Below are 13,279 nucleotides of genomic sequence, written 5' to 3'. Positions count from 1 at the left end.
TTACTGTGCGGTCTCACCCCGTGAATTCTTCACTGGCGTTCCTGTGAGGTTGCAGCGGCCTCGAAGAACTGCTCGACGTCGGCGGTGGTCAGCGTCTCGACGCCGATCAGCGCCAGGTCGGCGAGCCGCTCGGGCGTCACCTGCGAGGTGGCGTCGGTGACCAGCGCGGCGCGGAAGTCCCGCTCGGAGGCGTCGAACAGGGTGGCGCGCGGACAGTTGGGCAGGTTGCAGCCAGCCACCACGACGGTGTTGACGGCGAGGTCGTGCAGATGCTCTTCCAGCGCCGTGCGGTAGAACGCCGACCACCGTGGTTTGAACATGACGACCTCGCCCGCCGCCACGTGCTGGACGCCGCCCGCGAGTAGCGAGTCGTAGTCGAGGGGATGTGCCAGCAGTTCCCCGGGTACCGCGGCTCCGTCGGTGTGCGGGGCGGCGATCTGCTTCCCGGACTCGATGGCGGCCCGGCGTGGTGGGTCGGCATCGCTGCCGCCGGGGACGTACAGCCGCACGATGTGCACGATCGGCCGGTGCGCCGCGCGGAACGCCGCGAGCAGCCGGGCCATCGCGGGCACCCGTTCGGCGGTGCCGTCGACTTGCGACGGGCCCGAGACGAAATCGTTCTGCACGTCGATCAGCGCCAGGGCGCTGCGTGCCAGGTCAGGGGAGGTGTAGTCGTGGCCGGCAGACACAGCTGCGATCTTTCCAGACAACCTGCCGACGTGAGCCACTCTTGACGACCTGATCGCGGCAATGCTAAGCAACTGCACAGCATTTGTTTGCGTGCCCACCCCCGGGCGCGCGCTCGCTGACGATGAGAGGCACGCGATGACGCTGCAGTCGGTCTTGGAGGACATCCAGAAGCGCCCGGGTACGGGTGAGCTCATCCCGATCATCGATCCGGTGAGCGAAGAGCAGATCGGCGAGTTCACCGATTGCGGGCCCGAGTTCGTCGATGAGGCCGTCGCCCGCGCCAAGTCGTCCTTCGAGGCCGGCGTGTGGTCCGGATTGCCCGGCCGGGAACGCGCCAAGATCCTGTGGCGCATCGCCGACTTGATCGACGAGCACACCGCTGAGTTCGCGGCCATCGACTCGGCCAACACCGGCATGATGAAGATGCAGTCCGAACTCGTCGTGCCGACGTGCGCCGAGTTCTTCCGCTACTACGCCGGCTGGTGTTCCAAGATCAACGGCACCGCCTACGACATCCGCACCAGCGGTATCGCCTCGGACGCCTACGTCGATCAGCACGGCTACACGCTGCGCGAGCCCTACGGCGTCGTCGGCCTGATCTTCCCGTGGAACGGCCCCATCTTCAACGCCTGCGCCAAGATCGCCCCGGCGCTGGCCGCGGGCTGCAGCAGCCTGGTGAAACCCGCTGAGGAGACGCCGCTTTCGGCGCTGCTCCTGGACCGGCTGATTCACGAGGCGGGTGTGCCCGAGGGCGTTGTCAACCTGATCACCGGATACGGCCACACCGCGGGTGCCGCCATCACCGCGCATCCCGATGTCGAGAAGGTCGCCTTCACGGGTTCGACCGAAGTGGGCAAGGAGATCGTCAAGGCCTCGGCGGGCAACCTGAAGAAGGTCATGCTGGAGCTCGGTGGCAAGTCGCCGGTGCTGATCTTCGACGACGCCGAGCTTGACAAGGCCATCTTCGGCGCGGCCATGGGCATCTTCATTCACTCCGGTCAGGGATGTGTCTGCGGCTCAAGGATTTTCGTGCAGCGCGGTGTCTATGACCAGGTGGTCGAGGGCATCGCGAACGTCGCCAACTTCATGAAGTACGGCGGTCCGGAGGAAGAGGGCGTGATGAGCGGCCCGCTGATCAGTGCCAAACAGCTCAACCGGGTGTTGGGCTTCATCGACGAAGGCAGGAACGACGGCGTCGAGATCGTCGCCGGCGGCTACCGGCTGGACCGCAAGGGCTACTTCGTGCACCCGACCGTCCTGACCAACGTCGACCCCGGCATGCGCCTGTACCAGCAGGAGATCTTCGGGCCGGTGGTCAGCATCCTGCCGTTCGACACCGAAGACGAAGCCGTCGCCATGGCCAACGACACCAGCTACGGCCTGGCGGCCACCGCGTGGACCACCAACGTCAGCCGGGCGCACCGCATCGTCAAGCGCCTGCAGGCCGGCAGTGTTCAGGTCAACTGCCAGTTGGTCTTTGACCACGACCTGCCGTTCGGCGGCTACAAGCAGTCCGGCTGGGGCCAGGAGTTCGGTCGTGAAGGGCTCGAGGCGTACCTCAAGAACAAGAGCGTCGTCGTCCAGCTGTAGTCACCCGCGATTTGTGCACGATTTTCCGCGCCGACCGCGAAGAATCGTGCACAAATCCTCGGCGACGCACCATGTGACGGAGGTCACGTGGCGGCGTGACCTCGCACCCTTCGGCTGCGTAACCGTAGGTTGCCGCTACCTACGGTTGCGTACCTTGCGGGCCGGCGCGGATCCTTTGCCGTGTGAGTCACTACATCGCCAACCTGCGCGATATCGAATTCAATCTTTTCGAAGTGCTGCCGCTGGGTGCGGCCCTGGATGCGGGCACGTACGGCGATCTCGATGCCGATACGGCGCGGTCGATCCTCGACGAGGTCTCGAAGCTGGCCGAAGATGTTGCCGCAGAGACATTTGTCGAGGCTGACCGCAACCCGCCGGTGTTTCTTCCCGACGAGCACCGGATCACGATCTCGGACGACCTGGCCAAGACGGTCCGGCTGGTCAAGGAAGCCGAGTGGTGGCGGCTGGGACTCGATGAGCGGGCCGGCGGGACGCCCGCGCCGGCGGCGCTGGTGTGGGCGACGCAGGAAATGCTGATCTCGGCCAACCCGTCGGCGACCTTCCTGTACGGCCTGGGACCGGCGATGGCCCACACGCTGGCCGAAGTGGGTACCGAGGAGCAGCAGCACTGGGCCCGGACGGCGATGGACAAGGGCTGGGCCGGCACCATGGTGCTGACCGAGCCGGATGCCGGCTCCGACGTCGGCGCGGGACGCACCAAGGCCATCGCCCAGGAGGACGGCACGTGGCACATCGAAGGCGTCAAGCGCTTCATCTCCGGCGGCGATGTCGCTGACACAGCCGAGAACGTCTTCCACCTGGTGCTGGCCCGGCCCGAAGGCGCGGGGCCGGGCACCAAGGGCCTGAGCCTCTTCTTCGTACCGAATTACCTTTTCGACCCCGAGACCCTCGAATTGGGCGAGCGCAACGGCGTCTACGTCACCGGCCTCGAGCACAAGATGGGCATCAAGTCCTCGCCCACCTGTGAGCTGACGTTCGGCGCCCACGGCAAGCCCGCCATCGGCTACCTCGTCGGCGGCGTGCACAACGGCATCGCGCAGATGTTCAAGGTCATCGAGAACGCGCGAATGACGGTGGGGGTCAAGGCCGCCGGCACCCTGTCCACCGGCTACCTCAACGCGCTGGCCTACGCCAAGGAACGCATCCAGGGCGCCGACATCACCCAGATGGCCGACAAGACCGCCCCGCGTGTGGCGATCATCGAGCACCCCGACGTGCGCCGCAGTCTGATGACGCAGAAGGCGTACGCCGAAGGGCTGCGGTCGGTCTACCTGTACACCGCGGCGTACCAGAATGACGATGTGGCCCAGCTTGTTTCGGGTGCCGATGCCGATCTGGCGCACCGGGTGAACGACCTGTTGCTGCCCATCGTCAAGGGCGTGGGCTCCGAACGCGCCTACGAGATGCTGTCCGAATCTCTGCAGACTCTCGGCGGCTCGGGGTTCCTGCAGGACTACCCGATCGAGCAGTACATCCGCGACGCCCGCATCGACGCCCTGTACGAGGGCACGACAGCAATCCAGTCGCTGGATTTTTTCTTCCGCAAGATCATCCGGGACCAGGGTTCGGCGCTGGCCCATGTGTCGAGCCAGATCACGGCGACCATCGACGGCGCCGGGCCGGATCTCAAGTCTGAAACCGACCGGCTGGCAACGGCTCTGGCCGACGTTCAGGCCATGGCCGCGGCGCTGACCGGTTACCTCATGGCAGCCCAGGGCGATCCCGAGCAGCTGTACAAGGTCGGCCTGGGTTCGGTGCGGTTCCTGCTCGCGGTCGGCGACCTGGTGATCGGCTGGCGGTTGATCCTGGCCGCTCAGATCGCCCAGGCCGCGCTCGACGGCGCCGCCGAACGCGACCACGCGTTCTACACCGGCAAGGTGGCGGTGGCGAAGTACTTCGCCAAGAACATGCTGCCGCTGCTGACCTCGGTGCGTGAGGTGATCGAGACCCTCGACACCGACGTCATGGAGCTGGAGAACGCCGCCTTCTAGCCCGCCTTCCAGCGATTTGTGCACGATTTTCCGCGACAGCCGCGGAAAATCGTGCACAAATCGCCAGTGGTCGAACAGGTCACAGTTCCGGCTCTCAATTGCTGTGGATCCGGTCCCGCCGTGGAAAATGGTCCAAGGCCCACGACAGGACGAGGAGAGTGTGACGTGCGACGCGACACCCCGGCATGGCTCGGCGCCCGCGCACTGACCCGCCGACTGGGTCTGCCGCGCGCCAAGAGTTTTTGGGTGGAACGATCGCTGCCGGTGCCGATGCGCGACGGCGCGGTGCTGCTGGCCGATCATTACGCGCCGCGGACCCGCAAGCCCGCCGGCACGTTGTTGATGCGCGGGCCCTATGGCCGCGACGGCCTGCCCAACCGGGTGTTCGCCGGGCTGTACGCGGGGCAGGGTTTCCACGTCGTCCTGCAGAGCACGCGCGGCACCTTCGGGTCCGACGGTGCGTTCGAGCCCGGTCGCCACGAGGTCGACGACGGCGCCGACACCGTCGAGTGGCTGCGCGAACAGCCTTGGTACGGGGGAGAATTCGCCACCGTCGGCGCCTCCTACCTCGGTTTCACCCAGCTGGCGCTCCTCGTCGACCAACCTGCCGACCTGACCACGTCGGTCATCACCATGGCGCCCCATGATTTCGGTCATTCGGTGTGGAGCACCGGGTCATTCGCACTCGGCGATTTCCTCGGCTGGAGTTATCAGGTGGCGTGGCAGCACCGCGGTGGCTGGATCCGTCAGATCCTCCGTGGCATGGCGACACCGCGCACGCTCAAGCCGGTGCTGGAGACGCTGCCGCTCGATCCGGCCGCCGCCGAACTACTGGGCGGACGCACCCCGTGGTTCAACGCCTGGCTCGAACAGCCGGATCCGTCGTCGCCGTACTGGGCCGAGAACGGTGTGGCGGCCGCACTCGACAACCTGCGGGGCCCGGTGTTGCTGATCACCGGCTGGCAGGACGTGTTCGTCGACCAGACACTCGAGCAGTACCGGCGGCTGCGGGCGCGCGGCGTCGAGGTGGCATTGACCGTCGGGCCGTGGACGCACGGCTCCGGCGGCACCGAGGCCATCAAGGAGTCCGTGCTGTGGCTGGACGGCTCGCGCCGCGCCGCGGCTCCGGTGCGGATCTGCGTCGCCGGCGGTGACTGGCTCGACATGCAGGAGTGGCCGCCTCCGACCGCCGAACGGGTGTGGCACCTGCATCCCGGCGCGGCGCTGGCCGAGACTCCACCGGACAGTGGGGCGCCGTCCACGTTTGTCTACGACCCGGCCGACCCGACACCGAGTATCGGTGGGCGCCTTCTGGTTTCGGGCAAGTCGGGCTACATCGACGACACCGCGCTGGCCGAGCGGTCCGACGTCCTGTCTTTCACCAGCCCCGTGCTGCCCGCCGACCTCGACGTCATCGGAACCCCGTACGTCGAGCTGGACCACCGGACCGACAATCCGCATGCCGACGTGTTCGTGCGCATCAGTGACGTTGCGCCCGATGGATATTCGACCAACGTCACGGACGGCTACCTGCGGCTCACCGCGGCTGACGCCCCCGCAGCGCTGCTGCGCCTGGAGCTCGACGCCACCGCGTACCGGTTCGCCGCCGGCCACCGGATCCGCCTGCTGGTCGCCGGCGGCTGTTTCCCGCGGTTCGCGCGCAATTTGGGCACCGGTGACCCGCTGGGGACCGCAACCCGGATGGTGCCCTCGGTGCACACCGTCGCACACGGCGACGGCGGGCAGTCCCGGCTGGTGCTGCCGGTCAGCGCAACGTGACGACCACTTTGCCCTTGGCGGAACGGTTTTCCAGCGAGGCGATGGCGTCGGCGGCCCGCTCCAGCGGATAAACCTCGGGCACCGGCGGGATCACCGCACCGGACGCCAGCAGCGGCTCCAGCTCCTCCCACTGCTCGGCGAGGTAACCCGGGTGGGTCATGGCCCACGCACCCCAGCCGACACCCACGGCGTCGACGTTGTTGAGCAGCAGCCGGTTCACCTTGACCGTCGGGATATCGCCGCCGGTGAACCCGACCACCAGCAGCCGGCCGCCGGGGGCCAGTGAGCGAAGGGAATCGGTGAACCGGTCGCCGCCAACCGGGTCGAGGATCAGGTCGACACCCCGACCGCCGGTCAGCTCACGCACCGCGTCCTTGAAGCCCTCGGCAAGAACGACGTCGGAAGCCCCGGCAGCACGGGCGATTTCGGCCTTGTCCGGCGAGCTCACCACCGCGATGGTGCGGGCGGCCCCGAACGCCGGCGCCAGCCGCAGCGTCGACGTGCCGATACCGCCGGCGGCGCCGTGGACCAGCACGGTCTCGCCCGGCGTGAGGCGGCCGCGGGTACGCAGCGCGCAGTGCACCGTCAGGTCGTTGAACAACAGTCCGGCGCCGGCTTCGAACGACACCGCGTCGGGCAGCTTGAAGACCCGATCGGCCGGTAGCGCAACGACTTCCGCCATCGCGCCGGACAGCATGGTCAACGCCGCGACGCGGTCGCCGGCCACGACGTGCGCGCCCTCGGGCGCGCTGCGCACCACGCCCGCGAGTTCGGCGCCGGGGGTGTACGGCAACTCGGGCTTGTGCTGATAGAGACCGCGGGACTGCAGCGCGTCGGGGAAGGCGACGCCGGCGGCGTGCACCTCGATCACCACGGCGCCGGTGCCGTCAGGTTCGGGAATCTCGTTCAGTTCGGCTGCTGACGGGCCGTCCAACCGGGCGATCTGAATGGCGCGCATGGTGCTCTTCTCCTGTGGGGCTGCCGGTGAGTCCCTGTCACTGTCGCATGTCGCCTTCAGCGTCCGCCCCGGGCACCGAGTAAAAGGCCGGCCACCACCGATCCGATACCGGCGATCTCGCCGATACCCGGCACTTGATGCAGCACTGTCAGACCGATGATGGTGGCGGTCACCGGCAACAGCGCCAGGAGGATCGCAAACCGCGCTTGGCCGACCTGGCGGAGGACGACCTGGTCGAGGCCGTAGGGGATGGCCGTCGACAGCAATCCGACGCCCAGACCGAGCAGCCAGGTGCGGGCGTCGAAGAACACAGCCGCGTTCGTGTGGGTCTGCAGGCCGATGATGATCGGTGCGAAAATCACTGCAGCGGTGGACATCCCGAGAGCGAGAGCATCCAGCCCGCCGTGCGCGTCCGCCACGCGTTTGCCCACCAGGATGTAGCCGGCCCACAACGCCGCGGCGGCCAGCGCCCACGCGACCCCGGCGAGTTCGGAGGTGAACTCGATGCCGGCCAACAGTGCGACGCCGCCGGCGGCGAGGCCGGCCGCGAGGAGGTCCCGAGGTCGGCGTGAGCCGAGCGTCGCCACCAGGGTGGGTCCGATGAATTCCACCGCGACGGCAGTGCCCAGGGGGATGCGCGCCAACGCCTCGTAGAACGCGATGTTCATGCCGACGGTGATCAACCCGAACAACGTCGCGATCGTGATCCGGCGGCGCGTCAGCCGCATCCGCCACGGCCGGCGCCAGGCCGCCAGCACCAGCGCGCCGGCGGCGGCCCGCAGCCAGGCCACCGTCGCCGGCTGCGTGGTGGAGAACAGGAAGACGCCGATCGCGGCGCCGAGATACTGCGATGCCGCACCGGTGACAAAGACGAAGGGCACCGACCACCCCGGCAGCTCACGAAGCTTCACCCGCGCGGCACCCGACGGTTGTCGATCCCGGTCACCCGGCGCAGATTACCGTCGACCTACCATCCGTGGATGATCGACGCACGTGCCGCAGTGTTGCTCCGCCCGGGTACGACCCCCGAACTGAACGACGTCCAGATTCGTGAACCGCAGGGCAACGAGGTGCTGGTCGGCATCAGCGCGGTGGGCATCTGCCATACCGACATCAGTACGGCGGCGCGCTGGCCGGAGAAGCGACTGCCCATGGTGTTCGGCCACGAGGGCGCGGGCACCGTGCTGGCCGCGGGCCCGGACGCCCGCATCGACGTCGGCAGTCGGGTCGTCCTGACCTTCGCAAGCTGCGCGCAGTGTGCCGCCTGCTCGTCCGACACGCCGGCCTACTGCGACAACGCGACACGCCTGAACATGGCCGGCGACCGCGGTGATGAGTCGAGCGCCCTGCGGCTGGCTGGTCAGCCCGTTCGCGGTGGATTCTTCGGCCAGTCCAGCTTCGCCACGCACGCGCTGGCCAACACGTCGAATGTCGTGGTGCTGCCCGACGGCATCGACGCCCAGTTGGCGGCGCCGCTGGCCTGCAGTGTGCAGACCGGGGTCGGCGCGGTGCTGAACACCCTGGCGGCGGGGCCCGGCGACGTGGTGGTGGTGTGGGGCGCCGGCGCGGTCGGTCTCTCGGCGGTGATGGGTGCCCGCATCGCCGGGTGCCGCGCGATCATCGCGGTCGATCCGATTGCCGAACGACGTTCGCTGGCAATCGAATTGGGTGCGACCGGAGCCGTCGACTCGGCCTCGGAGACCCTGCCTGCCGAGATCATGGAACTCACCGGCGGTGGCGCGACGCTGGCCGTTGACACCACCGCGCGTGGCGACGTCATCAGCACCGCGCTGAGCATGCTGCGCAAGTGCGGCACGCTCGCGCTCGTCGGGCTGGGTGCGCTCACCGCGGAACTGCCCGTCGGCCTGATCCTGGCCAACGGACTCCGTGTGCAAGGGGTCATCGAAGGCGACAGCGAGCCGCACACCTTCATCCCGCGGCTCGCCGGGCACGTCCTCAGCGGTGAGTTGCCCATCGACAAACTGGTGCGGACCTACCAGTTCGACCGTTTCGCCGACGCCTGGTCCGACGCCGCGGCCGGTCGCGCTGTCAAACCCGTGCTGGTTATTTAGGTAGGCTCGCTGGTACGGGATGTCCCGCCGGCAACGTCGCCGAACCCGAACGGAGCAGTATGACCGCCTTCACCTCATCCAAGCTGGTCAGACCCGGACGTCCCGCGCCCCTGCCACCAGGCCGTGCCATGGAGATCAAGGCCGTCGACGGCACCCGGCTGCATGCCGAGGTGTTCGGTCCCGAACACGGGCAGCCGATCGTGTTCGCCCACGGCATCACCTGCGCCATCGGCGTGTGGGGCAACCAGATCGCGGAGCTGGCGACCGACTACCGGGTCATTGCCTACGACCACCGCGGGCACGGCCAGAGTGCCGCTCCCAAAGGCCGTCACAAGTACAACCTGGACTTTCTCGCGGCCGACCTCGATGCGGTGTTGGGGGCGACGCTCAGGCCGGGGGAGCGGGCCGTCATCGCCGGGCACTCGATGGGTGGCATCGCCATCACGTCCTGGGCACAGCGCTACCCGCAGCGTGTCACCGAATGTGCGGACGCCGTCGCCCTGATCAACACCACGACCGGCGACCTGCTGAAGTTGGTCCAGCTGGCACAGGTCCCGAACTCGCTGGCCAAGTCCCGGGCCTACGCCGCCGGGCGCATCCTGAAGACGTTCGGCGGGGCTCCGCTGGTGCCAGGCTCACGGAAAGCGGCGCGCCAGTTCGTCGCCATGATCGCCGTCGGACGTGACGCCGACCCTGCCGTCGCCGACTACGTCTACGAACTGTTCATGGGCACCTCCGCGGCCGGCCGTAGTGGATGGGTGAACGCTCTGGTGGACAACCTCGATGCGCATCACATCGGACTGGACAACCTGACGGTGCCGACGTTGGTCATCGGCAGCACCAAGGACCGGTTGCTGCCCATCGCGGCGTCCCGCCGGATCGCCAGGAGCGTGCCGAATCTGTGGTCGTTCGTCGAACTGGGCGGCGGTCACTGTGCAAACCTGGAACGTCCCGAGCAGGTCAATCAGCATTTGCGGGCGCTGCTCGTCGGCTCGGCCCACAGTTCGACGGCCTAGGACCGCCATGTCCTAAGGTGATACCGGCGGTACCGGATTTGATCAAGGGAGATTCATGACGGCCAGCGACGGCGAGTTCTTCGATGTGCTGATCATCGGTGCCGGTATCTCCGGCATCGGCGCCGCGTACCGGCTGCACCAGCGCAACCCGCAGCTGACCTACACAGTCCTGGAACGGCGGGCACGCATCGGCGGCACGTGGGATCTGTTCCGCTACCCGGGTATCCGGTCGGACAGCGACATCTTCACGCTGAGCTTCCCGTACCAGCCGTGGACGCGGCCGGAGAACATCGCCGACGGTGATCACATCCGTGAGTACCTGACCACCGCGGCACGCACGCACGGCATCGACCGTCACATCACCTTCAACACCCATGTGCAGTCGGCCGACTGGGATTCGACGACCGACACCTGGACGGTGCAGACCCTGCAGGACGGCGTGGCCAGGTCGTACCGCGCCCGATTCCTGTTCTGCGGCACCGGGTATTACAACTACGACAAGGGCTACACCCCGGACTTCCCGGGCATCGATGCCTTCAGCGGCGACGTTGTCCATCCGCAGTTCTGGCCGGAGTCACTCGACTACGCCGGCAAGAAGGTGGTGGTGATCGGCAGTGGTGCGACCGCCGTCAGCCTGGTGCCCGCCATGGCGAAGACGGCCGCGAAGGTGACCATGCTGCAGCGGTCGCCCACCTATCTGATGTCGCAGTGGCAGATCGACCCCATGGTCAGCCTGATCCGGAAGCTGTTGCCGGACAAGATCGCTCACCGCATCGTGTGGTTCCGGAACGTGCTCATCAGCGTCCTCAGCTACAACTTGTTGCGCAAATTCCCCAAGGGCGGGCGCCGGCTCATCCGGAGCCGGGCCGTGGCCGCACTGCCGGCCGGCTACCCCGTGGACGTGCACTTCAACCCGAAGTACGACCCCTGGGACCAACGCCTCTGCGCCGTGCTCGACCGCGACATCTTCACGGCGATCGGTGACGGCCGCGCCGAGGTCGTCACCGACCACATCTCGCACTTCGACGCCGACGGCATCGTGCTGAAGTCCGGTGCGCGCATCGACGCCGACATCGTCGTCACCGCGACAGGGCTGGAGTTGCAGGCCCTCGGCGGCATCTCCCTGTCGGTCGACGGTGTCGCGATCACGCCGTCGGACCGCTACGTCTACAAGGAGTTCCTGCTCGAGGACGTGCCGAACATGGCATGGTGCCTGGGTTACACCAACGCATCGTGGACCCTGCGCGCCGACATGACCGCCCGTGCCTTCGCAAAGCTGGTGGCGTACATGGACTCTCACGGCTACACGCACGCCTACCCGCATCTGGGTGACGTGCCGATGGACGAGAAGAAAACCTTCGATCTCGATGCCGGCTACATCAACCGCAATCCCCATGCGCTGCCGAAATCCGGCACCCATCGCCCGTGGCACGTCCGGCACAACTACGTGCTCGACGTCATCGACCACCGCTTCGACCGCATCGAAGAGTCCATGGTCTTCGGCCGGGTGACGCAGCGGGTCTGATTTCTCCCGCGAGCGGTCCCCTGCGAGGTGCGGAACGTCGGCCTCGCGTTGATCGTGCGCTCAGCATCTTCACTATTCGAACGTTGTGAGCGTCAACGCACGGTCAAAGCCCACAAGACATTTGCTTGTCAAGTGCCCAGCAGGGGGTGGGTCGCGACTGTGCCACCTGATCGTCGATTTCACGATTTCGACCGTCTGATTGCACAGTCACGAAGTCGATGAACCACACCCCGCCACGACTGTGCAATCAGCGCGCCTCATCCACAGATCTGACGGTCTGTACGCACCTTCGGCGTTCAGGATTCTTCTTGCTCGGTGAGTCTGGCCGGGGCTGCCAGGCGCCAGGAGTCCTGGAGGATGTCGGTCAGTTCCTGCTCATCGTCGAGCGCCGCCAGCCGCACCCGCACCCACGACGATGCCGCCTCGTGGCGCGGCACCCAGAACTTGTGCGGTTCGGCCGCGATCAACTCTTCGCGGTCGAATCTGGGGCAGCGCACCGCAAATGAGGTCTCATCGTCGGGCACGGTGACGAACATCTTGCGCGCCACATCGAACGTCGGATGGCCCCAACGCTCCTTCTCGGTGGTCTCGGGGAGCGACAGCGCGATGCGGCGCACATCATCGGCATCGAGCACGGTTTTCGAACCTTCCGGGGCTTGCTGTGGTGGAGTGTGTCCGTCGAGGCAGCCTACCGGCGGGTGCTGACAGGTAATCGTCTCGCGCAGTCAGGCCAGGGCAGCGGCGAGTTGGTCGACAACGGCCTCGATCGCGCCGGGATCACTCAGCCGGTCCGGCGCCCACGCCAGCGCGATTCTGGCCGGGGCCCAGGTGCTTTCGTCGATCGGGATCAGCTTGAACTCGGGCGGCGAGAAGATGCGGCCCAGCGTCGAGGCGGGCGCGTAGCTGACCAACGCGACGAGATACCGGTTGAACACGTGGCTGGCCATCTCCAGCTCACCGCCCAGCTGACCGACGGTCCGCACGATGCGCGTGATGCCCCGTTGGTTGAGGCCGCGGGCCATCTGCGCCAGCACCACGGGGTTGGGCCGCGCGAAGTCGATCACGACATCGCGCTCACGCAGGTCCTCGATGGCGATGAGGTCATTGGCTGCGAGCGGGTCGTCGAACCGCACCGCTGCCGCGCCCGGATAGGTGGCCACGACGCGGTGCCGAATGCGTTTGTCGGCGGCCGGCAGGTGGATCAGGCCCAGATCCAGGTGGCCGGAGACGAGCTTGGCGATGACCTCCGCCGCGGACCCGGGCACACTGAACTCGGTGGTCATGGCGAGGCCGGCCACCGCCTGCTCGAACCTGGCGAGGAAATCCGATGGCGCATAGGCAGTCGCTCCGATCCGAACAGGGTTGCTCGCCTGCGTGATTCGCGACGCGGTCGCCTTCAGCTCCTCGACCCGGCGCAGGATGTCGCGCGCCGGTTCCAACAGCTCCCTGCCCAGCGGCGTCAGGCGGACATCGTGGTAGGTGCGTTCGAAAAGTTCACCACCCAGCTCGCGTTCGAGCAATTTGATCTGCTTGCTCAGTGGCCGCGGCGTGATCATCAATCGATCGGCGGCGCGCTTGAAGTGCAGCTCTTCGGCGACGGCGACGAAGTAGCGAAGCCGGGTGAAATCGATCTCCAT

The 13,279-nt window shown here is 67.3% G+C and carries 11 protein-coding genes; 6 read left to right on the top strand and 5 right to left on the bottom strand.

Annotated features, from left to right (window positions below; genetic code table 11):
- Positions 1-29: 29 nt before the first annotated feature.
- Positions 30-689 (bottom strand): cysteine hydrolase family protein, encoded by a 660-nt coding sequence (locus tag ACJEIK_RS19725; protein ID WP_244602341.1) that lies wholly within the window; start codon positions 687-689, stop codon positions 30-32.
- Positions 690-825: 136 nt separating this feature from the next.
- Here ACJEIK_RS19725 and ACJEIK_RS19720 point away from each other — a divergent pair, with 136 nt between their 5' ends.
- The 3 genes from ACJEIK_RS19720 to ACJEIK_RS19710 all read left to right on the top strand — a co-directional run bounded on the left by ACJEIK_RS19720 (position 826) and on the right by ACJEIK_RS19710 (position 6,071).
- Positions 826-2,280 carry an aldehyde dehydrogenase family protein gene (locus tag ACJEIK_RS19720; protein ID WP_135357273.1) on the top strand — a complete coding sequence of 485 codons (1,455 nt, stop codon included), beginning with the start codon at positions 826-828 and terminating at the stop codon, positions 2,278-2,280.
- 182 nt (positions 2,281-2,462) lie between these two features.
- Positions 2,463-4,292 (top strand): acyl-CoA dehydrogenase, encoded by a 1,830-nt coding sequence (locus tag ACJEIK_RS19715; RefSeq protein ID WP_409430157.1) that lies wholly within the window; start codon positions 2,463-2,465, stop codon positions 4,290-4,292.
- Between the two features lie 165 nt (positions 4,293-4,457).
- Positions 4,458-6,071 carry a CocE/NonD family hydrolase gene (locus ACJEIK_RS19710; RefSeq protein WP_409430156.1) on the top strand — a complete coding sequence of 538 codons (1,614 nt, stop codon included), beginning with the start codon at positions 4,458-4,460 and terminating at the stop codon, positions 6,069-6,071.
- Here ACJEIK_RS19710 and ACJEIK_RS19705 read toward each other — a convergent pair.
- On the bottom strand, positions 6,058-7,029 hold the full coding sequence (locus ACJEIK_RS19705; protein ID WP_409430155.1) for an NADPH:quinone oxidoreductase family protein: 972 nt from the start codon (positions 7,027-7,029) through the stop codon (positions 6,058-6,060). The two genes, ACJEIK_RS19710 and ACJEIK_RS19705, sit on opposite strands and share 14 nt — an antisense overlap.
- Before the next feature lie 56 nt (positions 7,030-7,085).
- The gene (locus ACJEIK_RS19700; protein WP_409430154.1) at positions 7,086-7,940 is read right to left on the bottom strand and encodes an EamA family transporter; all 855 of its coding nucleotides are present in this window, start codon (positions 7,938-7,940) and stop codon (positions 7,086-7,088) included.
- A gap of 69 nt (positions 7,941-8,009) precedes the next feature.
- Between ACJEIK_RS19700 and ACJEIK_RS19695 the strand changes: the two genes are divergently transcribed.
- The 3 genes from ACJEIK_RS19695 to ACJEIK_RS19685 are packed head-to-tail and all read left to right on the top strand — an operon-like array spanning position 8,010 to position 11,642.
- Complete coding sequence (locus ACJEIK_RS19695) at positions 8,010-9,101, top strand: NAD(P)-dependent alcohol dehydrogenase (protein WP_409430153.1); 1,092 nt, start codon at positions 8,010-8,012, stop codon at positions 9,099-9,101.
- 59 nt (positions 9,102-9,160) lie between these two features.
- The gene (locus ACJEIK_RS19690; RefSeq protein WP_166428204.1) at positions 9,161-10,117 is read left to right on the top strand and encodes an alpha/beta fold hydrolase; all 957 of its coding nucleotides are present in this window, start codon (positions 9,161-9,163) and stop codon (positions 10,115-10,117) included.
- A 55-nt stretch (positions 10,118-10,172) separates the two neighbouring features.
- A complete protein-coding gene (locus ACJEIK_RS19685; RefSeq protein WP_409430152.1) occupies positions 10,173-11,642 on the top strand; it encodes a flavin-containing monooxygenase in 1,470 nt (489 codons plus the stop codon).
- Positions 11,643-11,938: 296 nt separating this feature from the next.
- Here the strand turns inward: ACJEIK_RS19685 and ACJEIK_RS19680 are convergent, their stop codons facing one another.
- Together ACJEIK_RS19680 and ACJEIK_RS19675 are read right to left on the bottom strand one after the other, a co-directional pair.
- Positions 11,939-12,277, bottom strand: coding sequence for an MmcQ/YjbR family DNA-binding protein (locus ACJEIK_RS19680; RefSeq protein WP_409430151.1), 339 nt, complete (start codon positions 12,275-12,277; stop codon positions 11,939-11,941).
- A gap of 90 nt (positions 12,278-12,367) precedes the next feature.
- Positions 12,368-13,279: a LysR family transcriptional regulator gene (locus ACJEIK_RS19675; protein ID WP_409430150.1), complete on the bottom strand. Its 912-nt coding sequence runs from the start codon at positions 13,277-13,279 to the stop codon at positions 12,368-12,370.

It is taken from the genome of Mycobacterium sp. SMC-16 (assembly GCF_046250085.1).
Classification (GTDB): domain Bacteria; phylum Actinomycetota; class Actinomycetes; order Mycobacteriales; family Mycobacteriaceae; genus Mycobacterium; species Mycobacterium phocaicum.
The sequence above is the reverse complement of the archived record's forward strand: the minus strand, read 5'-3'. Positions and strand labels throughout refer to the sequence as shown.

What these genes read in the sequence shown, in the direction of transcription:
- ACJEIK_RS19720 (WP_135357273.1), top strand. Translation starts at nt 826, where the DNA reads ATGACGCTGCAGTCGGTCTTGGAGGACATCCAGAAGCGCCCGGGTACG.
- ACJEIK_RS19705 (WP_409430155.1), bottom strand. Translation starts at nt 7,029, where the DNA reads ATGCGCGCCATTCAGATCGCCCGGTTGGACGGCCCGTCAGCAGCCGAA.
- ACJEIK_RS19695 (WP_409430153.1), top strand. Translation starts at nt 8,010, where the DNA reads ATGATCGACGCACGTGCCGCAGTGTTGCTCCGCCCGGGTACGACCCCC.
- ACJEIK_RS19690 (WP_166428204.1), top strand. Translation starts at nt 9,161, where the DNA reads ATGACCGCCTTCACCTCATCCAAGCTGGTCAGACCCGGACGTCCCGCG.
- ACJEIK_RS19685 (WP_409430152.1), top strand. Translation starts at nt 10,173, where the DNA reads ATGACGGCCAGCGACGGCGAGTTCTTCGATGTGCTGATCATCGGTGCC.
- ACJEIK_RS19675 (WP_409430150.1), bottom strand. Translation starts at nt 13,279, where the DNA reads ATGGAGATCGATTTCACCCGGCTTCGCTACTTCGTCGCCGTCGCCGAA.